The 19,903-nt window shown below is 62.2% G+C and carries 26 protein-coding genes and 1 other RNA gene; 14 read left to right on the forward strand and 13 right to left on the reverse strand.

Annotated elements, in window-relative coordinates:
• Positions 1 to 158: 158 nt before the first annotated feature.
• Positions 159 to 2,642, forward strand: a complete 2,484-nt coding sequence (locus BHQ40_RS13885) for a TonB-dependent receptor (protein WP_070156498.1) — start codon at positions 159 to 161, stop codon at positions 2,640 to 2,642.
• Between the two features lie 56 nt (positions 2,643 to 2,698).
• On the opposite strand, the gene mtgA is transcribed toward BHQ40_RS13885, so the two are convergent.
• Together mtgA and BHQ40_RS13895 are read right to left on the reverse strand one after the other, a co-directional pair.
• On the reverse strand, positions 2,699 to 3,388 hold the full coding sequence (mtgA, locus tag BHQ40_RS13890; RefSeq protein WP_070156465.1) for a monofunctional biosynthetic peptidoglycan transglycosylase: 690 nt from the start codon (positions 3,386 to 3,388) through the stop codon (positions 2,699 to 2,701).
• A gap of 41 nt (positions 3,389 to 3,429) precedes the next feature.
• The gene (locus BHQ40_RS13895; RefSeq protein ID WP_070156466.1) at positions 3,430 to 4,725 is read right to left on the reverse strand and encodes an MFS transporter; all 1,296 of its coding nucleotides are present in this window, start codon (positions 4,723 to 4,725) and stop codon (positions 3,430 to 3,432) included.
• Between the two features lie 76 nt (positions 4,726 to 4,801).
• Here BHQ40_RS13895 and BHQ40_RS13900 point away from each other — a divergent pair, with 76 nt between their 5' ends.
• Positions 4,802 to 5,374 carry a TetR/AcrR family transcriptional regulator gene (locus tag BHQ40_RS13900; protein WP_070156467.1) on the forward strand — a complete coding sequence of 191 codons (573 nt, stop codon included), beginning with the start codon at positions 4,802 to 4,804 and terminating at the stop codon, positions 5,372 to 5,374.
• Between the two features lie 146 nt (positions 5,375 to 5,520).
• Here BHQ40_RS13900 and rpoH read toward each other — a convergent pair whose 3' ends face one another.
• Positions 5,521 to 6,441: an RNA polymerase sigma factor RpoH gene (rpoH, locus tag BHQ40_RS13905; protein WP_070156468.1), complete on the reverse strand. Its 921-nt coding sequence runs from the start codon at positions 6,439 to 6,441 to the stop codon at positions 5,521 to 5,523.
• Positions 6,442 to 6,519: 78 nt separating this feature from the next.
• The gene (locus BHQ40_RS13910) at positions 6,520 to 7,476 is read right to left on the reverse strand and encodes an RluA family pseudouridine synthase (protein WP_070156469.1); all 957 of its coding nucleotides are present in this window, start codon (positions 7,474 to 7,476) and stop codon (positions 6,520 to 6,522) included.
• Between the two features lie 16 nt (positions 7,477 to 7,492).
• Between BHQ40_RS13910 and BHQ40_RS13915 the strand changes: the two genes are divergently transcribed.
• The 7 genes from BHQ40_RS13915 (at position 7,493) to BHQ40_RS13945 (ending at position 14,053) form a co-directional block, all read left to right on the forward strand.
• Positions 7,493 to 7,891, forward strand: coding sequence for a M67 family metallopeptidase (locus BHQ40_RS13915; RefSeq protein WP_070156470.1), 399 nt, complete (start codon positions 7,493 to 7,495; stop codon positions 7,889 to 7,891).
• A gap of 124 nt (positions 7,892 to 8,015) precedes the next feature.
• Positions 8,016 to 8,657: a histidine phosphotransferase family protein gene (locus BHQ40_RS13920; protein ID WP_070156471.1), complete on the forward strand. Its 642-nt coding sequence runs from the start codon at positions 8,016 to 8,018 to the stop codon at positions 8,655 to 8,657.
• A gap of 100 nt (positions 8,658 to 8,757) precedes the next feature.
• Entirely contained in the window at positions 8,758 to 11,130 is a 2,373-nt protein-coding gene (locus tag BHQ40_RS13925) for a chemotaxis protein CheA (RefSeq protein WP_070156472.1), read from the forward strand.
• Positions 11,130 to 11,567 carry a chemotaxis protein CheW gene (locus tag BHQ40_RS13930; protein ID WP_070156473.1) on the forward strand — a complete coding sequence of 146 codons (438 nt, stop codon included), beginning with the start codon at positions 11,130 to 11,132 and terminating at the stop codon, positions 11,565 to 11,567. The genes BHQ40_RS13925 and BHQ40_RS13930 overlap by 1 nt, the downstream gene beginning before the upstream one ends.
• A 93-nt stretch (positions 11,568 to 11,660) precedes the next feature.
• Positions 11,661 to 12,026, forward strand: a complete 366-nt coding sequence (locus tag BHQ40_RS13935) for a response regulator (protein ID WP_070156474.1) — start codon at positions 11,661 to 11,663, stop codon at positions 12,024 to 12,026.
• A 66-nt stretch (positions 12,027 to 12,092) separates the two neighbouring features.
• Positions 12,093 to 13,172: a chemotaxis protein CheB gene (locus BHQ40_RS13940; protein WP_070156475.1), complete on the forward strand. Its 1,080-nt coding sequence runs from the start codon at positions 12,093 to 12,095 to the stop codon at positions 13,170 to 13,172.
• Entirely contained in the window at positions 13,169 to 14,053 is an 885-nt protein-coding gene (locus tag BHQ40_RS13945) for a CheR family methyltransferase (protein WP_070156476.1), read from the forward strand. The genes BHQ40_RS13940 and BHQ40_RS13945 overlap by 4 nt, the downstream gene beginning before the upstream one ends.
• Here BHQ40_RS13945 and BHQ40_RS26205 read toward each other — a convergent pair.
• The gene (locus BHQ40_RS26205) at positions 14,029 to 14,169 is read right to left on the reverse strand and encodes a hypothetical protein (RefSeq protein WP_171905853.1); all 141 of its coding nucleotides are present in this window, start codon (positions 14,167 to 14,169) and stop codon (positions 14,029 to 14,031) included. The genes BHQ40_RS13945 and BHQ40_RS26205 overlap by 25 nt on opposite strands.
• Before the next feature lie 54 nt (positions 14,170 to 14,223).
• On the opposite strand from BHQ40_RS26205, the gene BHQ40_RS13950 reads away from it, so the two are divergent.
• The 5 genes from BHQ40_RS13950 to BHQ40_RS13970 all read left to right on the forward strand — a co-directional run bounded on the left by BHQ40_RS13950 (position 14,224) and on the right by BHQ40_RS13970 (position 16,900).
• Positions 14,224 to 14,922 (forward strand): N-acetylmuramoyl-L-alanine amidase, encoded by a 699-nt coding sequence (locus BHQ40_RS13950; protein ID WP_070156477.1) that lies wholly within the window; start codon positions 14,224 to 14,226, stop codon positions 14,920 to 14,922.
• Between the two features lie 55 nt (positions 14,923 to 14,977).
• An RNA gene (gene rnpB, locus BHQ40_RS13955) (RNase P RNA component class A) lies at positions 14,978 to 15,376 on the forward strand.
• Positions 15,377 to 15,489: 113 nt separating this feature from the next.
• The gene (locus BHQ40_RS13960; RefSeq protein ID WP_070156478.1) at positions 15,490 to 16,050 is read left to right on the forward strand and encodes a J domain-containing protein; all 561 of its coding nucleotides are present in this window, start codon (positions 15,490 to 15,492) and stop codon (positions 16,048 to 16,050) included.
• A gap of 10 nt (positions 16,051 to 16,060) precedes the next feature.
• Positions 16,061 to 16,381 carry a (2Fe-2S) ferredoxin domain-containing protein gene (locus BHQ40_RS13965; protein ID WP_171905854.1) on the forward strand — a complete coding sequence of 107 codons (321 nt, stop codon included), beginning with the start codon at positions 16,061 to 16,063 and terminating at the stop codon, positions 16,379 to 16,381.
• Between the two features lie 111 nt (positions 16,382 to 16,492).
• Positions 16,493 to 16,900, forward strand: coding sequence for a hypothetical protein (locus tag BHQ40_RS13970; RefSeq protein ID WP_070156479.1), 408 nt, complete (start codon positions 16,493 to 16,495; stop codon positions 16,898 to 16,900).
• Here the strand turns inward: BHQ40_RS13970 and BHQ40_RS13975 are convergent.
• The 8 genes from BHQ40_RS13975 to BHQ40_RS26210 all read right to left on the reverse strand — a co-directional run bounded on the left by BHQ40_RS13975 (position 16,891) and on the right by BHQ40_RS26210 (position 19,894).
• Positions 16,891 to 17,295 (reverse strand): SufE family protein, encoded by a 405-nt coding sequence (locus BHQ40_RS13975; RefSeq protein ID WP_070156480.1) that lies wholly within the window; start codon positions 17,293 to 17,295, stop codon positions 16,891 to 16,893. The two genes, BHQ40_RS13970 and BHQ40_RS13975, sit on opposite strands and share 10 nt — an antisense overlap.
• Before the next feature lie 90 nt (positions 17,296 to 17,385).
• Positions 17,386 to 17,619 (reverse strand): hypothetical protein, encoded by a 234-nt coding sequence (locus tag BHQ40_RS13980; RefSeq protein ID WP_070156481.1) that lies wholly within the window; start codon positions 17,617 to 17,619, stop codon positions 17,386 to 17,388.
• 34 nt (positions 17,620 to 17,653) lie between these two features.
• Entirely contained in the window at positions 17,654 to 17,905 is a 252-nt protein-coding gene (locus BHQ40_RS13985) for a hypothetical protein (protein ID WP_070156482.1), read from the reverse strand.
• A gap of 40 nt (positions 17,906 to 17,945) precedes the next feature.
• Positions 17,946 to 18,206, reverse strand: a complete 261-nt coding sequence (locus tag BHQ40_RS13990) for a hypothetical protein (RefSeq protein ID WP_070156483.1) — start codon at positions 18,204 to 18,206, stop codon at positions 17,946 to 17,948.
• 117 nt (positions 18,207 to 18,323) lie between these two features.
• A complete protein-coding gene (pspC, locus tag BHQ40_RS13995) occupies positions 18,324 to 18,704 on the reverse strand; it encodes an envelope stress response membrane protein PspC (protein ID WP_070156484.1) in 381 nt (126 codons plus the stop codon).
• A 1-nt stretch (position 18,705) separates the two neighbouring features.
• Positions 18,706 to 18,972: an envelope stress response membrane protein PspB gene (pspB, locus tag BHQ40_RS14000; RefSeq protein ID WP_070156485.1), complete on the reverse strand. Its 267-nt coding sequence runs from the start codon at positions 18,970 to 18,972 to the stop codon at positions 18,706 to 18,708.
• Between the two features lie 4 nt (positions 18,973 to 18,976).
• Entirely contained in the window at positions 18,977 to 19,645 is a 669-nt protein-coding gene (pspA, locus tag BHQ40_RS14005) for a phage shock protein PspA (RefSeq protein WP_070156486.1), read from the reverse strand.
• Between the two features lie 84 nt (positions 19,646 to 19,729).
• Positions 19,730 to 19,894 (reverse strand): hypothetical protein, encoded by a 165-nt coding sequence (locus tag BHQ40_RS26210; protein WP_171905855.1) that lies wholly within the window; start codon positions 19,892 to 19,894, stop codon positions 19,730 to 19,732.
• Positions 19,895 to 19,903: the final 9 nt, after the last annotated feature.

The following is a 19,903-nucleotide window of genomic DNA, read 5'->3' on the forward strand; positions in this document are numbered from 1 at the left end:
AAATCGACGCATCGCACAATGACGACGTCACAAAAGCGCAACCGGACCGGAACAGGGGCGTCGTCATGCGCTCCTAGGAAGACGCGGACTCGCCTGGTGCGGGGAAATGGAGAGCAGTGCCTTGCGCAATGCTCTCCTCAGACAAGGACAAGGGAAGCATGAGAAAAATTCTGTTGCAGGGAGCGGCCGTCATTGCGGTCGCAATGCCGATGGCCGCGTTCGCACAGTCGACAGGCTCGGTCGATTTCGACAATGAAATCATCGTCACAGGATCACGCATCAATGACGGCGTGGGCGGTGTCGTGGTGCCTGACACCAGTAAGGCGAAAGCCGTGCTGACGTCCGAGTTCATTCAGGCGCAGACACCTGGTCAGACCATCAACGACATCATCAACCAGCTTCCGGGCGTCAGCTTCCAGAATAACGATCCCTTTGGTTCGGCTGGCGGTACGATGACGATCCGCGGTTTCGACGATCAGCGTATCTCACAGACCTTCGACGGTATCCCGCTGAACGATACGGGCGGCTACGCGCTTTATTCCAACCAGCAGGTCGATCCTGAAATCATCGATCAGGTCAACGTCAACCTTGGCTCGACCGATGTCGACAGCCCGACGGCGGCGGCGACCGGTTCGACGGTCAACTATCGCTCGATCACGCCGACCGAGGATTTTGGCGTGAAGCTGGTCGGCTCGGCCGGTGATTTCAACTTTTTCCGTGCGTTCGGTTTGATCAATACGGGTGAATTCACGTCATGGGGTACGCGGGCCTTCTTCTCGGCCAGCAGCGCGACCAACGATGCGATCTACGGCGGCATCGGCAAGATCGAAAAGCAGCAATATAATGCCAAGATATACCAGCCGATCGGCAGCAATGGCGACTTCATTTCGCTGGCCGGCCATTATAACCAGAACCGTAACAACTTCTTTGGTTCAGTACCGCTCCGCACCGACACCGCTGGCCGGGTTGTGGGCAGCGGCAGCGCCAACCGCTTTCCTCTGACCAAGGGGGAGCGCTTCTACGAAACGGCGCGCTGCCAGATTGCCGCTCCGGTGACGGGCGTCGCTGATGCCGCCAGCGCATGCGGTTCGGATTTCGAATATCGCTACAATCCCTCGAACACCGGGAATATCCGTATCAGTTCGCGTTTCACGCTGGCTGACGGCGTGATCCTGACCGTCGACCCCAGCTACCAATATGTGAAGGCCAATGGCGGCGGCACCAGCATCGGCAGCGAAGGCACGACCCCTGTGGGCGGCGTCGGTTACGCCGGTTTCATCCAGGGTTCGTCGAGCGCGCCGCAATATTTCTTCGGTCGCGATATCAACGGCGATGGCGATGCGCTGGATACGGTCCGTATCCTGACGCCCAGCCAGACCCAGACGCACCGCTACGGCGTCATCTCCTCGCTTCGCTATGACATTAACGACCAGCACACCGTGCGTATTGCCTATAGCTTCGACCGTGGGCGTCACCGTCAGACGGGTGAAGCAGGCTATCTGCAGCAGGATGGCTTCGGCATCGATCCCTTCCCGGTCAATGATCCGATCGTCGACCGGAACGGCAATGCGGTGCAGAAGCGTGACCGCCTGTCCTACGCGATCCTGCATCAGGTGTCCGGTGAGTATCGTGGCGAGTTCTTCGACGCGCTGACGGTGAACCTTGGCGTGCGTGCGCCTTTCTTCAAACGCGACCTGAACAATTACTGCGCCACCGCGACGGCGGCAGGCAATCTGCGCTGCTTTGGCGATGATGCTGCGCAGGCCGCCTATGCCGCTGCCAACCCGACCATTCAGGGGCCGCAGCGCCGAGTGCTGAAATATGACAAGATCCTGCCGAATGCCGGTCTGGTCTATGATTTCAGCGATGCGATCAGCCTGTTCGGCAATTATTCGAAGGGCTTGCAGGTGCCGGGTACGGACAACCTCTACCAGTCCTTCTTCTTCGCGCCGGACAATGCCAATGCCAATCCGCGTCCGGAAACCACGGACAATTTCGATGTCGGCATTCGCTACCGGTCCAGCAAGCTGCAAGCGCAGCTTTCCGGTTGGTATACGATCTACAAGGACCGTCTGGCGTCTGCCTATGATCGTGAACTGGACCAGACCATCTACCGGAACCTGGGCCAAGTCGACAAATATGGCGTCGATGGCAGCGTCAGCTATCAGCCGATACCCGAAGTCATGGTTTATGCATTCGGCTCCTATCTGAAGTCGAAGATCAAGGATAATGTCGAACTGTCGTCGACCAGCTTCGCGCTGACGGCTGGCAAGCGGGAATCGGGTGCTCCGGTCTACACCTTTGGTGGTCGCGTACAGGGCGATATCGCTGGCTTCACGCTTGGTATCCAAGCCAAGCGCACTGGCCCCCGCTACGTCAACGATCAGAACCTGCCGGTCGTCATCAGCGGCGTGCAGGTCTATGGCGCCAAAGCTCCGGCCTATACGCTGGTTGACCTTGATGCGCGTTATTCACTGGAATCGCTGGGCGCACCCGGCGTTGCCGTACAGCTTAACGTGACCAACCTGTTCGACAAATTCTATGTCGGCGGCTTCGACGGTACGCTCGTGAACAATTCTGTGACATTTGCCCAGATCGGCGCGCCGCGCACCTTCATCGGGTCGCTGATCGTCGGCTTCTGATCGATCATCATCTCAAGGAAGGGGGCGCTGACCGAAAGGTTTGCGCCCCTTTTTTGTTACAGGCAGTCGTCCAGACCTTCGTTGCGCACCATGCCGATACGGCGCTGGATGCTGTTGCCATAGCGGCGGGTGAAGCCCTGGGGGGCGATGGCGGCCCGCTTCTTGGGCAAGGGCAGGACGGCGGCGATGCGCGCCGCCTCGCTTGGCGAAAGCTTTGAGGCGTCGTGGTGGAAATAGCGCATCGATCCGGCATTGACGCCATAGGTGCCGATGCCGGTTTCCGCGACGTTCAGATAGACTTCCATGATCCGCCGCTTGCCCCAGATCGCCTCAATAAGGACGGTGAACCAGGCTTCGAAGCCCTTGCGGATGAAGCCGCCGCCCTGGAATAGAAAGACGTTCTTCGCCGTCTGCTGGCTGATGGTCGACCCGCCGCGGACACGGCCTCCGCTTGCGTTGTGGCGCATGGCCTGGGCGATGGCGACGGCATCAAAGCCGTGATGCGAGCAGAATTTGCTGTCCTCCGCCGCGATCGCCGCGCGGGGCATATCGGGATCGATTTCGCTCAGTGGCATCCAGTCCTTCGTGATGCCATTGCCATCCATGATCATCGTCATGGTCACGGGTGGCGGCACGAAGCGAAAGATGACCACAAGCACGAACGAGATGATGACGAACCACATCAGGATCTTGAGCGGTATCGATATCCAGCGGCGGCGCGGCCGCCCGGCAGCTTTTGTGACCATAGGGCGAACCTAGCGCGCGAAACGCCGGGATCGCAAGTGGATCAGGCGGGAGCGAGCCTGCGCCCCTGCAATGCACCGGGCCGGATGGCCAGAGCAAGCAGAGCGGCGAGGATGCAAAGCGCGCCGGCGGCGATGAATGCGGGCAGGTAGCTGTTAAGTGCGGTGCGGGACAGGCCCCCGCCAAAGGCCGCGCTGGCTGCGCCAAGCTGATGCCCTGCGAAGATCCACCCAAAGACCACATTGGCGCGCTCCGGCCCGAAGCGGTCGGCCGTGAGCTTCACTGTCGGCGGAACGGTCGCGACCCAATCCAGCCCATAGAAGATGGCGAAAACGGACAGGCCGTAGAGGGAGAAGCCGCAGAACGGCAGATACAGCAGGGACAGGCCGCGCAGGCCATAATACCAGAACAGCAGCCAGCGATTGTCGAACCGGTCGGACAGCCAGCCGGAGCCGACCGTGCCGATGAAATCGAACAGGCCCATCATCGCGAGGAATCCGGCCGCGCCGACGGCGGCCAGCCCATAATCTCCGCATAGCGCGATGAAGTGCATCTGGATCAGGCCGTTGGTGCTGGCCCCGCAGACAAAGAATGTGCCGAACAATATCCAGAATGTGGGGGTGCGCGCGGCGTCCTTCAAAATGATGAGGGGGAGGAGGAGGGCGGCGCCCAGGCCGCCGGACGGCGCGGGCGGGGCGCCCGATATGTCGCCGCCATAGGGGGCGAGGCCAAGGTCAGCGGGGCGATCGCGCATCAGAAGCAGGACCAGAAGCGCGGAGAACAGAATCGCGCCGCAGACGAGGCCCAGCGCGACGCGCCAGCCGGAATGTTCGGTGAGGCTGGCGAGCAGCGGCAGGAAAACGAGCTGCCCCGTCGCTGTGCTGGCGGCGAGGAAGCCCATGACAAGGCCGCGGCGCTGCGCAAACCAGCGCGTCGCAATGGTCGCGCCAAGGACAACGGCGGTAAGGCCCGTGCCCAGGCCAACGACCACGCCCCAGAGCAGCACCAGTTGCCAGAGCCTGTTCATGCCAAGGGAGAGGAGCAGGGCCGACACGACGATGCCCATGGAAATCAGCATCATCCGCCGGACGCCGAACCGGTTCATGAAGGCGGCGGCGAACGGTCCCATCAGGCCGAAAAGCGCAAAGCGGATGGCGAGGGCGCCGGAAACCTCCGAAGCGCTCCAGCGAAACTCCTCCTGCAGCGGCACCATGAAAACGCCCGGCGCGCCCACCGCGCCCGCCGTCACCAGCATCGTCAAGAATGTGACGAAGGCTACGACCCAGGCGTAATGGCGGTTGCGGGCGGAAAGATATGCGTTGAGTGGACGGCTGAACATGACATGCTCCGGAAGGGACTTGCGTTAAATGTCGATCATCATGTAAATGGTCAAGCGCAAATCGAAGGAGAGAAGGTTGAGGGTCAGCAGGGAACAGGCGGCGTTGAACCGGGAACGGGTGATTGACACCGGCTCCCGGCTTTTTCGCGAAAAGGGCCTGGATGGGATCGGCATTGCCGATCTGATGAAGGCCAGCGGCATGACGCATGGCGGCTTTTATGGCCAGTTCGAATCCAAGGATGCTCTCGCGGCGGAATGCGTGACGCGCAGTTTCGGGCGCAGCGTCGAGCGGTGGCGGCGGCTTCTTGATCAGGCCAGAGACGGGCATGACGCAGATCCGCTGCGGACGATCGTGGAGGATTATCTGTCGGTCCGGCATCTGAACGGACCGGAAACCGGTTGCGCCTTTACGACGCTGGCCGCCGACGCCGCGCGCAGGGGCGGGGCGATGGCCGAAGCGATGTCCACGGGCATGGATGCGCTGGTGGATATTCTGGTCTCGATTCTGCCCGAAGGCGGGCGGGCCGATGCGCTGGCGATCCTGGCGCAGATGAGCGGCGCTATGACCCTTGCGCGGGCGACGGCTGACCCGGCCTTGGCGGAGGAAATATTGGCGGCCGCGCGAAAGGCGATCCTGACGCCCAGGTGATCTGGCAGGTGATCTGGCAGGTGATTTGGCGGGTGATCTGGCAGGTGATCTATTGCCGGGTTTGATGCCCGGTGCGATTGCAGGGCAAGCATAAAAAAGGCCCCGCCTTTCGACGGGGCCTTTCTGCTTGGGATCAATTTAACTGGTTAGATCGCCGCGAGGCGTCCGCCGATGCCGGACAGCTTGTCGCCGGCGATGCGAGTCATCGCCTTCTGCAGCTTTTCGAAGGCGCGCACCTCGATCTGACGGACGCGCTCGCGCGATACGCCATAGACCTGGCTCAGTTCTTCGAGCGTCTTGGGTTCTTCGGCCAGACGGCGCTCGGCAAGGATGTGCTTCTCGCGATCGTTGAGATCGTCCATCGCCTCGATCAGCATGTCGTGACGCAGGTCTTTCTCCTGCGCTTCAGCGACGCGCTCATCCTGCAGCGGGCCATCATCAGCCAGCCAATCCTGCCACTGGCCCTCGCCATCCTCACGCAGAGGGACGTTGAGCGACGTATCGCCGCCCATCGCCATCCGGCGGTTCATGGAGATGACTTCCTCGTTGGTCACGCCCAGATGCGTGGCGATCTTCTCGACATCATCGGGATGAAGGTCGCCATCCTCGAATGCCTCGATGCTGTTCTTCATCCGGCGCAGGTTGAAGAAAAGCTTCTTCTGAGCAGCCGTGGTGCCCATCTTCACGAGGCTCCACGAGCGGAGGATGAATTCCTGGATCGACGCGCGGATCCACCACATGGCGTAGGTCGCCAGGCGGAAGCCGCGATCCGGCTCGAATTTCTTCACGCCCTGCATCAGGCCGATATTGCCTTCGGAGATCAGCTCGCTGACCGGCAGGCCATAGCCGCGATAGCCCATCGCGATCTTGGCGACGAGGCGCAGATGCGAGGTGACGAGCTGCGCGGCGGCATCAGGGTCCTGATGCTCGGCGTAGCGCTTCGCCAGCATATATTCCTGTTCGGGCGTCAGCAGCGGGAATTTGCGGATCTCGCTGAGATACCTGTTGAGACTTGCGTCGCCGCCAAGCGCTGGCACCGTCGCGGGGACATTGCTCTTGTTGGCCATGACAACTTTTCCTTCCCTTCCATGCGCGCGGCGGGACCCAGATGAGGCGTCGCTGCACCGCGGCAAACTTGGCACTATCTATACGTTAAGCTGGCTTAACAGTTCCTGCATGTCAGCCGGAATTCGGCTTTCGAACGATAAAGCGCGCCTATCGACGGGGTGTATGAACCCCAGGGTTTTGGCGTGCAATGCCTGTCTATCGAAACCCAGCGTTTCCAGTATCGATTTGAAACCTTTTTTCGCTCTACCGTAAACCGGGTCGCCAATCAAGGGGTGTCCTATGTGCGCCATATGGACCCGGACCTGATGCGTGCGGCCGGTTTCCAGCCGGCATTCGACAAGACTGGCGCCGTTCAGCGCCTGTTTTGTCGCATAATGGGTGACGGCATGTTTGCCGCGTCCTTCCCGTTGAACCGCCATTTTCTTTCGATCAGCGTCGGATCGGCCAATCCAGGTGTCGATCGTCCCGGAAGGGGGAGCGGGCCGCCCGGCGACGATGGCGGCGTAGAGCCTCTCGATGCTGTGCGCCTTGAACTGGGATGCCAACCCTTCATGAGCCTTGTCCGTCTTTGCAACGACCAGAAGCCCGGAAGTATCCTTGTCGATCCGGTGAACGATGCCCGGCCGCGCGACGCCGCCGATGCCCGAAAGCTGCCCCCGGCAATGGTGCAGCAGCGCGTTGACCAGCGTTCCGTCCAGATTGCCGGCCGCCGGATGGACGACCAGCCCGGCGGGCTTGTCGACGACGATCAGATGATCATCCTCATAGATGATGGAGAGCGGAATGTCCTGCGCCACTGCCTCCGCCGCCACCGGCGGGGGCAGAGTGATCGCGAAAACCTCCCCCGCCGCGACCTTTCTTGCCGGATCGGAAACGATCCTGCCGTCGGCGGTCATGACGCATTGGTCGAGGATCAGGGCCTTCAGCCGCTCACGCGAAAGATCCGTCGCGACGCCAGCCAGCGCCTTGTCCAGACGCAGGCCAGAGCTTGCCTCGTCGATAAGCGCTTCTATGGTTGAGGCCCCCGGAACCATTATCCGGGATATGGGGATGATCGTGCGGATTTCAAGGTCGCTGTTGGAAAGGATTGTCGCGCTGGCGGGGGCGGAAGATGCGGAAATCTGCGGTTTGCTGCTGGGGAAGAGGGCGGAGTGCACCGGGATAGTTCCGGCCGCGAATGTGGCGCAGGACCCGGCCGCCCATTTCGAGATCGATCCCGCCGTTCTGATCGCCGCTCACCGCGCCGCGCGAACGGGCGGTGCGGCGGTGCTTGGCCATTATCATTCGCACCCCAGCGGCGTGGCCGAACCGTCGGCGACCGATGCTGCGGCGGCCCGGCCGGACGGCGCGTTATGGCTGATCGTTGCGGACGGAGACTGCGGTCTCTGGCGGGCCGGAGAGGAAGGGCTTCATGGCCGTTTTTCGCCTGAAATCATGGAAGTGATCTGAACCATATCCGCCGATCCGGGCGCCTGCGCGGCTGGATCGGGGGTTGCATCCCGTGGCTTTCCCGGCAATAGGCGTGGATAGCGGCCCAATATGGGACAAGATGCAGGCCAGAAGAAAGCACGGCATGACCGATCCGAACATGGAATTTGCAGCGCTTCTGTGCTCCCGTTTATGTCATGATCTTCTCAGTCCGGTGGGTGCGCTCAATAACGGCCTTGAATTGATGGCCGATGAAACCGACCCGGAAATGCGCCAGCGCTGCCTCGACCTTCTTGGAGACAGTGCGCGGACTTCCGCAAACAAGCTGAAATTCTTCCGCCTCGCTTTCGGTTCGGCCGGGGGATATGGCGACAGCGTTCCCGCGCATGAGGCCCGTACCGCCATTGAGGGCATGTATGCCGCCGCTGGCCGGGTGACGGTCAACTGGATGGTCGCCGAGGAGGCCCTGGCCAAGCTCCCCGCCAAAATCCTACTCAATCTGGCGCTGATCGCTGGCGATGCGCTGGTGCGCGGCGGGCAACTGGATATCGGCGCGGAGCATCGCGATAGCGTCGTCGAGATTGTGGTGCGCGCCGAAGGGCCGAAAATCGTGCTCGATCCTGAACTGCGCGCCGCGCTTGGCGGGGCGACGTCCAGCGCGGACGTGACCTCCCGTTCGGCAGCGGCATGGATGGTCCACACTTTGGTCGCGGGCGTCAACGGCCATATCATGCTGTCCGATCCCGCCGACCCGGTGCTGTTGTTCGGGGCCAGCCTCCCGGCGTAAAAGTCGGCGAAATGTCCAAGCTTTAACGCTGATTTAACCACAGCTCCGCCAAAGTGCGGCCGAAAGGCTCTGAGCCTAGCGGTCGCATCGGACGGGACTTATGGACGATCTACTCCAGGAATTCATTTCGGAGACACAGGAAACGCTTGAGGCGCTGGCCGCCGAGGTCGTCGCCTGGGAAACCGATCCGACCGACCGCGATCGCCTGGACGCCATTTTTCGTTTCTTCCATACGGTGAAGGGAAGCTGCGGCTTCCTGAACCTCCCGCGCTTCGAAAAATTGAGCCATGCGGCGGAGGATGTGCTGTCCGACATCCGTGAGGGCAAGCGCGTCGCCGACCCCGCCACCGTCAGCGCCGTGCTGGCTGTGATGGACCGGATCGGGGAACTGGCCGAAGCGGTTGCGTCTGGAGCGGCCCTGCCCAACGAGAATGACGATTTCCTGATCCAGAGCCTGCATCAGGCGGCCGGACCGGATGGCGCGGAAGCGCCCGCCGCCCCGGTCAATAACGGCCGGCGCGAGGGGCAGCAAAGCCCGTTGCGCACCATTCGCCTGCCGCTGACCCTGATCGACCAGTTGATGAACGGCGTGTCGGACATGGTGTTGGCGCGCAATGAACTGTCTCGCAAACTGCGCGAGCGGTCCGATCCCGACCTGGACAGCGCGTTCGAGCGCCTTTCCACCTGCGTCGCCGATATGCGCGACGCCATATCGAAAACGCGCATGCAGCGGGTCGATCGCCTGTTTGCGGCTATTCCCCGCATGGTCCGCGACCTGGGCCGCGATCTGGGCAAGGTTATCGATCTGGAGCTGGAAGGCGGCGACGTCGAAATGGACCGCGAGATGGTGGAGATGGTCGTCGACCCGCTCACCCATATCGTCCGCAACAGCATTGATCATGGCATAGAACTTCCCGCGCAACGCCGTGCAGCGGGCAAGCCGGAGGCCGGGCATCTGCGTGTCGCCGCCCGTCAGTCCGGCAACCAGATCGTCATCGAGATCAGCGACGACGGCAAGGGCATCGACACCTCGCGGCTCGTCGCCAAGGCGATCGGCGATGGCACACTGACCAGCGAGAGCGCCGCCCGGCTGAGTGAACAGGACAAGGTTGACCTGATCTTCCGCGCCGGTCTGTCGACCGCCGAGCAGGTAACCGCGATTTCCGGCCGGGGCGTCGGCATGGATGTGGTGCGCGCCAATGTGGAGCGGATCGGCGGCGTCATCACGCTGGACAATATGCCGGGGCAGGGCCTTTCGATCACGCTCCGCGTCCCGCTGACGCTGACCATCATTCCCGGCCTGATCATCCGGGCGGGCGGCCAGCATTTTGCGATTCCGCGCGCGGCGATCGTCGAGATTCTGCACGACAGCAACGATACGCTGTCGCTCTCCTCCGTGGGCGGGGCTTCGATAGCCAGCATCCGCGGCGTCCGCCATTCGATGATCGATCTGGAGGATGTGCTGGGCCTGCACAAGCCCGACCATGCCGGACCGCGCACCATCATGGTGGTGCGCTCATCGTCCGGCATCCCCTTCGCCATGGGCGTGACTGCGGTCGAAAATCACGAGGAACTGGTGATCCGTCCGGCCTCTCCGCCGATCATGGCTGCAGGCGTCTATGCCGGCATGACGCTCCCCGACAATGGACAGCCGATGCTGCTGCTGGATGCGGGCGGCCTCAGCAATGCGGCGCGCCTGCCCAACGTCATTGACGACAGCGCCGCGCGCGAGGCGGATGAGGCGGTTGCGGCGGAGGCCGAGATTCAGACGGTCGGCGCGCTGCGCTTCATAGAGATTACCGGCGAGGAGCGGCTGTTGAAGCTGTCGCTGATCGAGCGGGTGGAGGATATCGACGCTGCCCAGTTCGGCGCTTCGGGCGGGCGCGGCTTCGTCCGGGTAGAGGGACGATTGCTGCCGGTCGCCAATGCGCATCACCGGTTTGAAGGCGAAATGGTCACGTCGCTGCGTCTGCGTGACGGCGAGAATGAAGCCTATTATCCGGTCGCCCGCGTCATCGACATCGTGCAGATGCCCTCGGTGCCCGATATGCTGCTGTCGCGCGGACCGGTCTGCGGCATCGCCGTTGTGGACGGAGCGCATCTGGAAGTCGTCGACGCCTTCGCCCTGTTCGCTTCCCTTCCGGCGGAAGCGATCGAGGAAAAGAGCGCGGGCCGCTGCATCCTGGCTGACGCTGACGACATATGGGCGCAGGAAATACTTGCGCCGCTGCTGCGTCACGCCGGGCATGACGTGGTGTTCGGCATTCCCGCTGGCGAGGCGATGCACCCCGATGATATCGTGCTGACGACCCGCGCGGACAGCGATGTGGAAACTGTTCCGAAGGGGCAGCCGGTCGTCCGCCTGCGCAGCGCGCGCGGACCGGGAAGCAAGAAGGACAAGAGCATCTACCGCTATGACCGTGATGCGCTGATGGCCGCCATCGAGGCGGCGCGGCAGGGGAGGGCAGCCTGATGAACGAGCTATATCTGTTCGCCCATGTCGCGGGCACCGCGATTGCGGTGAAGAGCACCGAGATCGAAGCGGTGGTCAAGGTTACGGAAATATCGCCCGTGCCGGGCATGCCCGTGCATATCGCCGGGCTTTCGGCATTGCGCAGCCGGGTGTTGACGATGGTTGATATAGGCGCGCTGATCCATGGCCGGAAAACGTCGAGCGATAGCTGGCCGCTGGCGATTGTCGCGGACATCAGCGGCCACAGCTACGGCCTGATGGTCGATTCCGTCAGCGATATCTGCACGGTTCCTGGCGGCGCTTTACCGTTGCGGGGCCAGCTCGACGCCGCGTGGGCGCCCTATGCGCAGGCGATCGTCGAAAATGAAGGCAATCCCTATCTGCTCGTATCGCTGGCCGGTTTCATCGAACCGCGGCAATTGAGCGTTGCCGCCTGAATATCGCTGAGGGCCGCCCGGTTTAACCAATCCCTCAGCTTTGTGCGCTACCGTGCTTCCTGTTGCTTCTCGGTCGCATAAAGGGTTTCGCACATGAAGAACTGCCTCGTCGTCGACGACTCCAAGGTTATCCGCAAGGTCGCGCGCCACATTCTGGAATCGCTCGATATCAAGGTGACGGAGGCCTGTGACGGCCGTGACGCCCTGAACCAGTGCGAAGCTGCGATCCCCGATGTCGTCCTGCTCGACTGGAACATGCCGGTCATGAGCGGGATGGAGTTTCTTCAGGAGCTGTCGCGCACGAAAATGGACGCCCGGCCCAAGGTCATCTTCTGCACCACCGAAAACGGCATCGGCCACATCAAGGCCGCCGTTGAAGCGGGCGCGGACGAATATGTCATGAAACCTTTCGACAGGGACACGCTGGAGAGCAAGCTGCAGATCGTGGGGGTCATCTGACGGCCCTGTCCTGACAGGCCGCCAATAACCGCATTCGATCAACGCTTCTCCGAAAGTATCACGATAATGTCAGCACCGATTCTGGCCTCGGCCTGGAACATGACGGATCAGAAGGCGGCCTCTGTGCTGATCGTCGATGATTCGGTTGTTGTTCGTACGGTGCTGGAGCGGATCATCGCCGCCGACACGCGCTTTGCGGTGGCTCACAAGACCAGCAACGCCGAACAGGCGCTCGCCTTCCTGGAGCGCGAGAGGGTCGATATCGTCCTGTTGGACGTGGAAATGCCCGGCCAGAGCGGTCTGGCTGCGCTGCCCGCGATATTGAAGGCGGGGCGCGGCGCGCGCGTCATCATCCTGTCCGGCAATTGCGAAGAAGGCAGCGCCGCCGCCGTCGAGGCGCTGGCGCTGGGCGCAAGCGACATCCTGTCAAAGCCGGGGCGCGGCAGCTTTGGCGACCAGTTTTCCGAAGCGCTGCTCTCGCGCATCGCGCGGATCGTCAATCCAACCATACCCACGCCGGTAAGCACAGCGCCGGTGAAGCTGCGTTCCTTCCAGCATGGCAGGACGCTTGGTTGCCTGGGCGTCGGCGCATCGACGGGGGGCATTCACGCCCTTGGGCAGCTTTTTGGCGGTCTGGGCGAGCCTTTGGGCGTCCCCATCCTGCTGACCCAGCATCTGCCGCCAAGCTTCATTCCGTTCTTCGCCACGCAATTGGCGCGCATGACTCGCCTGCCGGTCAAGGTGGCGGAGCAGGGCGAGACGCTGAGACCGGATCAGGTCTATATCGCGCCGGGCGGCGTCAATCTGGAATGCCGCCGCGCGCGCACGGGCAATGTGCTTGTCACGCTGACGACGGAACGGGCGCCATCGGGCAGCCTGCCTGCGGTCGACCCCATGTTCGCGGCGATGGCGCGGTCCTATGGACCCGAAAGCGGCGCAATCGTCCTGACCGGCATGGGACGCGACGGAACAGCCGGGGGGCATGAGGTTGTGAAAGAGGGTGGCTGGATCGTGGCGCAGGATGAACAGAGCAGCGTCGTCTGGGGCATGCCGGGATCGATCGCGCGGAGCGGACTTGCCAGCGCATTGCTGCCGCCGGAGGAGATTATGGGCTTCGTCGCCAAGCGCATGGCGGTGACCGCATGAGCGCGCCTGGAGCCACGCCGGGCAATTCCGCAGCGTTTACGGGCGCGATGCGGATACTTGCCGGCCTGCTGGAAGCGCGCACCGGGCAGATACTTTCGGAAAGCCGAATCTGGCGCATCGAAACCGCGCTGAAACCCGTGTTGCGCATGAACGGCATGGCGAATCTGGAGGAACTGGTTTCCCAGCTTCTGGCGAGCACCGAATCGAACCTGACCGATGATGTGATCAACGCATTGCTCAACAATGAGACCAGTTTCTTCCGTGATCTGCAGACATTCGACATGCTGTATCGCGATCTGCTGCCACAGCTTTCCTCGTCCAAGCAGGACAAGGTGCTGCGCATCTGGTGCGCGGGCTGTTCGACGGGGCAGGAGGCTTATTCGCTGGCGATGCAGTTGCGCAAGGATGCTGGCCGCTGGCAGGGCTGGCGTATCCAGATCCTGGCGACGGACATCTCCACGGCCGCCATTTCGCGGGCGCAATCCGGGCTGTTTTCGCAGATCGACGTGCAGCGCGGCCTGGCGATCAATGATCTGTTGCGCTGGTTCGAGCCGGTTGGCGACGATTGGAAGGTCAGCGACGAACTGCGCCGGATGATCGAGTTCAGGGTCGATAATCTTCTGGAGCCGAAAGCGTCGAGCGGCGATTATGACCTGATATTGTGCCGCAATGTGATGCTCTATTTCTCGCTGGAAAGGCGGCAGAAGGTGTTTTCCCGCCTTGCCGAACATAGCAGGCAGGGCAGCTACCTGATCCTGGGCGCTGGCGAAACGGTCATCGGCCAGACCGACGCCTTTGCGGCCAGCCGCAGTTTCCGGGGCAGCTATGAGCGCTCTGCGAAAACGGAGAAGATCAATCAACCGGTCAGGAAAACCGCCTGATTGACCGTCGGCGCCGTTGCAAATGGGCAAGGGCGGCCGTTCAAATGCTTGATCAGGATGGCGCTCTCGTCCATTGTGCCGGCCATCATGTACGACATGCCGGTCACCGGGATCATCTTGCCGGGCGCAGCGCTCCCAGAACCTCTGCATGACGTGAACGGACGGCGGCTATGAGCATTCCCGGCATGATCGACACGCCGTCTCCCAATTTTGACGAGCGTTCCGTGCCGGTGTCGATGCTGGTGCTCCATTATACCGGCATGCCGGACGCGGCGAGCGCCATCAACTGGCTGGCCAATCCCGAATCGAAAGTCTCCGCCCATTATGTCGTGACCGAGGATGGGCAGATCATCCGCATGGTCGATGAAGCCAAGCGCGCCTGGCACGCGGGGAAGGCGTGGTGGCGCGGCGCGACGGACATCAATTCCGCCAGCATCGGCATAGAGATCGTCAATCCGGGCCATGAATGGGGCTATCGTCCCTTTCCCGACACGCAGATGAGCGCGCTGATCCCGCTCGTCCACGATATCGTGACGCGCTACGGCATTACCCGTGGCAACATCGTGGGTCACAGCGATATCGCGCCCGCGCGAAAGCAGGACCCCGGCGAGCTTTTTCCGTGGGGCATGCTTGCCCGGCTGCGCCTGGCGCTGCCGCGTCCGACCAAGAATCTGATGGACCCTTTCTGGACTGACAGCGCCTTCATGCTGGCGCTGGAGCGGTTCGGGTACGACATTGCGGATCAGGAAGCGGCGGTAGTGGCGTTTCAGCGGCGCTTCCGCCCGGAGATGATCGACGGCATCATCGATGGCGAGTGCCGCGCGATATTGCTTGCCCTGCTGCTGCCCAAGCCCAGGGGCGACGACTGACGGGATGTGCTGACAGGGGATGACTCCGCCTGCGCCAGCGCCTATAGCGCGCATGCCAGAGGGCCGGGCGGCCGCGGCGTGGCGGGTAACTTCCACGGCGAGGAAAGTCCGGGCTCCACGAAATAACGGTGCCAGCTAACGGCTGGCTGGGGAAACCCAAGGGACAGTGCAACAGAGAGCAGGTCGCTAAGGTCTAGGCCCAGCGAAAGTGAAAGGGTGCGGTAAGAGCGCACCGCGGACCCGGCAACGGGGACGGCATGGTAAACCCCACCGGGAGCAAGACCGAATAGGGACGGCGCGGGGAGCAATCCCCTAGGCAGATTTCGGCCGAGACCGTCCGGGTTGGTTGCTTGAGGCCGGGAGCGATCCCGGCCCTAGAGGAATGGTCGCCCATCCGCCTACCTCCACAAGAGGCGGCGGTGGACAGAACCCGGCTTACAGGCCCTCTGGCAGTTTTCGGCAATAAATATGATCCCGTCCCGCGCGGGGACCAGTGGACGGCGCAGCCTCCTATTTTTTCCGCGCCGCTTCCTTCCTTTGGCGGGGATCGCTCGCTAGATAGCAGAGATGGCGCGTTCCACCCGATCCAATGACTGGGGATTTCCCCGCTGGCGCAGCTATGGCGCTTCCCGCGAGGCGCAGCAGGTGCGCATGTGCGATCGTCACGGATGCGACAAGCCGGGGGATTGCCCCGCGCCGAAATCTCCAAACAGCCGGGATCGCTGGTATTTTTGCGCCGAGCATGCGGGCGAATATAATCGCAACTGGGACTATTTCGAAGGCCTGGACGCCGAAGAGCGGGAGAAGCGCACGCGCGAGGAGTCCCGCGACGCAGGGGCCTATAAGGCCAAGGATTTCTACGGCTGGGGCGGGCCGGGCGACGGCAGCCGGTCCCGCGATGAATTACGCGCGCTTTCCGTACTGGAACTGGAGAGCGACGCGGATTTCGAGGCGGTGAAGAAAAGCTGGCGGAAACTGGCCAAGGAGAACCATCCGGACGTCCGCCCCGGCGACAGCGAGGCTGCCGTGCGTTTTCAGGCTATCCAGGCCGCCTATGAAGTGCTGCGCCGGGCGGAGGACGCCAAAAGCTGGAAACCGTCAGGCAGGGCGGCCGGGATGGCCGATTGAAGGCGCGCCTTTGAAAGATCGAGTCTCCTCCGGGTGGCAGACGGCCATTCTCGTCTGCCGCAAATGTTCAAAGAAACTGGATGGCGGTTTCGGTCCCAAGGGAGATGAGCGGCTGTCCAAGGCCCTGCGCAAGCATCTGGCCTTGAAAAAGGGACGGAAGGCGGCGGCGGGGATCATCGAGGTGAACTGTCTGGGCATATGTCCCAAAGGCGCGGTCACGGTGGTCGATGGCGCGCATAGCCGCGAATGGCTGCTGGTGCGGCCCGGCGCGGATCTGGATGAATTGGCGGAGATGCTGGGCCTTGCCGATCGGGAGCCAGCCGGTTCCTGATGCATAGGGCCCCTGATGCCTACGACCAAAGTCTGATGGCAGGAACATTAAGGATTTCCGGCGTATATTCGGCACCGAAAAGATAAAGCGATAAAAAAGGGTGGATGTCGCATGACATGGAAATTCAGCGTGGATTGGGACCCTGACCAATTGCTGATCATGGTCCGGTGCCAAGGCCTGTGGACGATGCAGGATACCGAAGATTTTGAGGCGGGCGTCCTCAATCTTCTGGACCTGTATCAGATCAAGCGTTTCGACATGATGGTCGATCTGGGGCTGGGCCTCACCCAGACTGCGGAGGTCGCGGCGCGGCTGATGGCGGTGGATGAGCAGTTCATGAAACGCGGATTACGCCGCCGGGCCGCCTATTCGCAAAGCGCGATGGTCCGGGCGCAGGTCACCCGGCTGATATCCGGCAAACAGGAAAGCCGCATCTTCCCGGAGGAAGAAACGGCGCGCCAATGGCTTCTGGCGATGCGGCGCTCCGGGGTCGCCCCGGTGGAGCTGGCTCACCCGTAACGCGCGGCGGTCTCGCGGATCAGGGCGATCATATTGGGAATGCCCTGAGTCCGGTTGGAGCTGAGCTGATTTTTGAGATCGAAGGGCGCGAGCGCCGCCTCTATGTCTGTCGCCGAGATATCCGACGGCGCGCGATCCTGGACCGTTAGCAGGACCAGCGCGATAATCCCCTTGGTGATGGCCGCATTGCTGTCCGCCAGGAAGTGCAGAGCGCCGTCCTCCTGCACCGTGGGATAGACCCACACCGCCGCAGAACATCCCCGTACCAGAGTCGCATCGGTCTTGAGCACATCCGGCATCGGCTCCAGCGCCTTGCCCAGATCGATCAGCAGCCGGTAGCGATCGTCTGCGTCGAGAAATTCATATTCTTCGTAAAGGTCGGAAAGATCGGTCATGGCGGGTCATATAGGGCCAAACCGATCGCAGGAAAGCGAAGTTTCCCTTATCGGCCATCCCGGCTCTCACCGGGATGGCGCAACGGGCGTTCAGAGTTCGACGCCGGCGGCGATCGCTTCCAGCTTGCGGATGCGCTCCTTGAGGTCGGCGACCTCAATCCGGGCGGCCGCGGAAGGAGGAGAGGTGTCAGCGCCTTGCTGGCCGATCTCCGCCTTCTTCAGGTCAAGCCAGCCGGTCCAGCCCTTAAGGGCGATCAGGGCGACGGATATGGTGCCGGTAAGGCACGCCCCCGCCATGACGAGATAGAAAACCGGGTCCTGCATCATGCTATTCCCTTTGTCCGTGGGACGCGCTCACTCAGTCGCGGCCCTTGAGTTTCTCAAATTCGCGTTCCAGCGCCGTGGAACTGTCGGTCGCGAGCCGCTCCAGAACGGCGACCCGTTCCTTGAGCGCTTTCACCTCCTCGCGCAGCCGCTGCGCTTCTGGGTCGGGGAGGGCCGCGGCCTGGCTGCCGCTGCGATGATCATGCCGGTATTTCGCCTGCAGAACCTTCGCGATCATCACGATGCCGACAATGAAGACGACCATCGTGAAAGGATTGTTGATCATCGTTCAAACTCCCTGTTTGCTCCCGCTGCCGTCACGCGCCTCAGTTGAGAGGGCGGTCGCGCAGGCTTTCGATTTCGTGGGCGAGATCGGCACCCCTGTCGGTTGCGATCCGTTCAAGCACCCTTACCCGCTCCTCCAGCCGTTCGGTATGAGCGGCATATTGCGCCGCCTTTTCCGCCGTCAGGCTGGTTTGAGCCTCAAGCTGGCGTTCCTTGAGAGAAAGCCATTTTTTCATCACGCCAGCGCCGATCGCGGCAAGGGGAATGACAACCCAGACGGTAGACCACAGCCAATATTCCATCGTCTTTCTCCTCGCGATCTTCCCGCTTCCCGTATCTGCGGATGGTCAGCAGGTTTTTTCGATCGGCGTCATTGGTCGTTCGACGAACGCCGTTCCATCCCATATTCAGGATGGGCCTTAGCGCAGATTGTCGATCTCATTGGCCAGGCGGGTATTGCGGCTGGTGTAATAGACCTCAATGTCGGCGAGCCGGCGGTCGATATCCCGGAACTTTGAGCGGACGTCGCGGGTGGAACGCGCCGGATTGCTGCGAACGCCCTGCCAGAATTTGGCGTCCTCCTTGTCGTGATACAGGCCATAGGGCTTGTTATCGGCCAGCCACGCGGCAAGGACATAGGCGATCAGCGTCCAGGGGAATGCGCCCATGATCGTCACCAGCACGGCGGCGATCCGGACCCAGGTGGCGTCAATTCCGGTATATTCGGCGATGCCGGAGCATACGCCCTTCCACTTGCCATTCTGGGGGTCGAGGTAGAATTTCGTGCGGCGCGGGGTCATCTCAATTCCTCCGGTCAAAGTCATAGTCGTCGGACGGCGCGGGGCGCGCGGGCCGGAAATCGGGATTGTCGGCGGCGATGATGCGTTCGATCGTCGCGAGGCGCTCCTCAAGCCGGCGGGCGGTGTCGTGCATCTGGTCCAGCATCGCCTCATCCTCATTGGTGAGCGTTGCCGCTGTCCGCCACTTGGTGACATAGTGGAAGATGATCCAGGGAAGCCCGATAAAGAGCATTCCCACGATCACGATAGGCAGAAAGACATCCTCCATAGCGTCAGGCTCCCTTGTTCTGGGCGGCCTTCATCGCCGCGAGTTCCGCCTCAACCTTGTCGTTCGACTTGAGTTCGGCAATTTCCTCCTCAAGCGTCTTGGGCGTTGCGCCCAGGTTCATCGCGTCGGCGCGGCCCTCGGCCATGTCCACGCGGCGCTCCAGCATGTCGAAGCGGGCGAAGGCGTCGTTGACCTTCTCACCGGCATAGGCTTCGCGCACCCGCAGGCGGTTCTGCGCGCTTTCCATGCGGGCGGCCAGCGCATTCTGACGGGCGCGGGCTTCGCGCAGCTTCGCCTGCAGCTTGCCGATATCTTCTTCCGAAGCGCGCAGGGCCTCATCCAGCGTCTCGATTTCATGGCCGAGTTGCTCGGCCATATCGGTCGCCTTCTGCTTCTCGACGAGGGCCGCCTTGGCAAGATCCTCGCGGTCCTTGCTCAGCGCCAACTGCGCCTTTTCGGTCCAGCTTTCCTGCAGCGCTTCCAGCTTCATGATGTGCCGGCGCATTTCCTTCTGGTCGGCGATCGTGCGGGCGGCGGAGGCGCGCACCTCGACGAGGGTTTCCTCCATTTCGAGGATGATCATGCGGATCATCTTTGCCGGGTCTTCCGCCTTGTCCAGCAAGTCGGTGACGTTGGCGGCGATGATGTCGCGGGTGCGGGAGAAAATACCCATTTTGAAATCACTCCTGGTCTTTTTCGTTCGGGGCCGGGGCGGGCGGATTTGGGGGCAATGCCCGCCCCGGCATGGAGGAGCCGCTTACGCCAGATAGCGGGCGGCTCCGGGGGTCAGATGGTTGTCGGCCAGAATGGTCGCATCATTGGCCCTTGCGGGTCCGACGGCCGAGAGGATCAGGGTTGATCCGAACAGCACCGCCGCGATGGCGACCGAGAGGCTTCTGCCAATTTCCTTTGCTTCGCTCATCTTTCGATA

The organism is Sphingobium phenoxybenzoativorans (assembly GCF_001757355.1).
Taxonomy (GTDB): domain Bacteria; phylum Pseudomonadota; class Alphaproteobacteria; order Sphingomonadales; family Sphingomonadaceae; genus Sphingobium; species Sphingobium phenoxybenzoativorans.

Excerpts from the sequence above, each read along its gene's own strand:
- BHQ40_RS13885 (WP_070156498.1), top strand. The coding sequence starts at position 159 with ATGAGAAAAATTCTGTTGCAGGGAGCGGCCGTCATTGCGGTCGCAATG.
- mtgA (WP_070156465.1), bottom strand. The coding sequence starts at position 3,388 with ATGGTCACAAAAGCTGCCGGGCGGCCGCGCCGCCGCTGGATATCGATA.
- BHQ40_RS13895 (WP_070156466.1), bottom strand. The coding sequence starts at position 4,725 with ATGTTCAGCCGTCCACTCAACGCATATCTTTCCGCCCGCAACCGCCAT.
- rpoH (WP_070156468.1), bottom strand. The coding sequence starts at position 6,441 with ATGGCCAACAAGAGCAATGTCCCCGCGACGGTGCCAGCGCTTGGCGGC.
- BHQ40_RS13910 (WP_070156469.1), bottom strand. The coding sequence starts at position 7,476 with ATGGTTCCGGGGGCCTCAACCATAGAAGCGCTTATCGACGAGGCAAGC.
- BHQ40_RS13915 (WP_070156470.1), top strand. The coding sequence starts at position 7,493 with ATGATCGTGCGGATTTCAAGGTCGCTGTTGGAAAGGATTGTCGCGCTG.
- BHQ40_RS13920 (WP_070156471.1), top strand. The coding sequence starts at position 8,016 with ATGACCGATCCGAACATGGAATTTGCAGCGCTTCTGTGCTCCCGTTTA.
- BHQ40_RS13925 (WP_070156472.1), top strand. The coding sequence starts at position 8,758 with ATGGACGATCTACTCCAGGAATTCATTTCGGAGACACAGGAAACGCTT.
- BHQ40_RS13930 (WP_070156473.1), top strand. The coding sequence starts at position 11,130 with ATGAACGAGCTATATCTGTTCGCCCATGTCGCGGGCACCGCGATTGCG.
- BHQ40_RS13935 (WP_070156474.1), top strand. The coding sequence starts at position 11,661 with ATGAAGAACTGCCTCGTCGTCGACGACTCCAAGGTTATCCGCAAGGTC.
- BHQ40_RS13940 (WP_070156475.1), top strand. The coding sequence starts at position 12,093 with ATGTCAGCACCGATTCTGGCCTCGGCCTGGAACATGACGGATCAGAAG.
- BHQ40_RS13945 (WP_070156476.1), top strand. The coding sequence starts at position 13,169 with ATGAGCGCGCCTGGAGCCACGCCGGGCAATTCCGCAGCGTTTACGGGC.
- BHQ40_RS26205 (WP_171905853.1), bottom strand. The coding sequence starts at position 14,169 with ATGATCCCGGTGACCGGCATGTCGTACATGATGGCCGGCACAATGGAC.
- BHQ40_RS13950 (WP_070156477.1), top strand. The coding sequence starts at position 14,224 with ATGAGCATTCCCGGCATGATCGACACGCCGTCTCCCAATTTTGACGAG.
- BHQ40_RS13960 (WP_070156478.1), top strand. The coding sequence starts at position 15,490 with ATGGCGCGTTCCACCCGATCCAATGACTGGGGATTTCCCCGCTGGCGC.
- BHQ40_RS13970 (WP_070156479.1), top strand. The coding sequence starts at position 16,493 with ATGACATGGAAATTCAGCGTGGATTGGGACCCTGACCAATTGCTGATC.
- BHQ40_RS13975 (WP_070156480.1), bottom strand. The coding sequence starts at position 17,295 with ATGACCGATCTTTCCGACCTTTACGAAGAATATGAATTTCTCGACGCA.
- BHQ40_RS13980 (WP_070156481.1), bottom strand. The coding sequence starts at position 17,619 with ATGCAGGACCCGGTTTTCTATCTCGTCATGGCGGGGGCGTGCCTTACC.
- BHQ40_RS13985 (WP_070156482.1), bottom strand. The coding sequence starts at position 17,905 with ATGATCAACAATCCTTTCACGATGGTCGTCTTCATTGTCGGCATCGTG.
- BHQ40_RS13990 (WP_070156483.1), bottom strand. The coding sequence starts at position 18,206 with ATGGAATATTGGCTGTGGTCTACCGTCTGGGTTGTCATTCCCCTTGCC.
- pspC (WP_070156484.1), bottom strand. The coding sequence starts at position 18,704 with ATGACCCCGCGCCGCACGAAATTCTACCTCGACCCCCAGAATGGCAAG.
- pspB (WP_070156485.1), bottom strand. The coding sequence starts at position 18,972 with ATGGAGGATGTCTTTCTGCCTATCGTGATCGTGGGAATGCTCTTTATC.
- pspA (WP_070156486.1), bottom strand. The coding sequence starts at position 19,645 with ATGGGTATTTTCTCCCGCACCCGCGACATCATCGCCGCCAACGTCACC.
- BHQ40_RS26210 (WP_171905855.1), bottom strand. The coding sequence starts at position 19,894 with ATGAGCGAAGCAAAGGAAATTGGCAGAAGCCTCTCGGTCGCCATCGCG.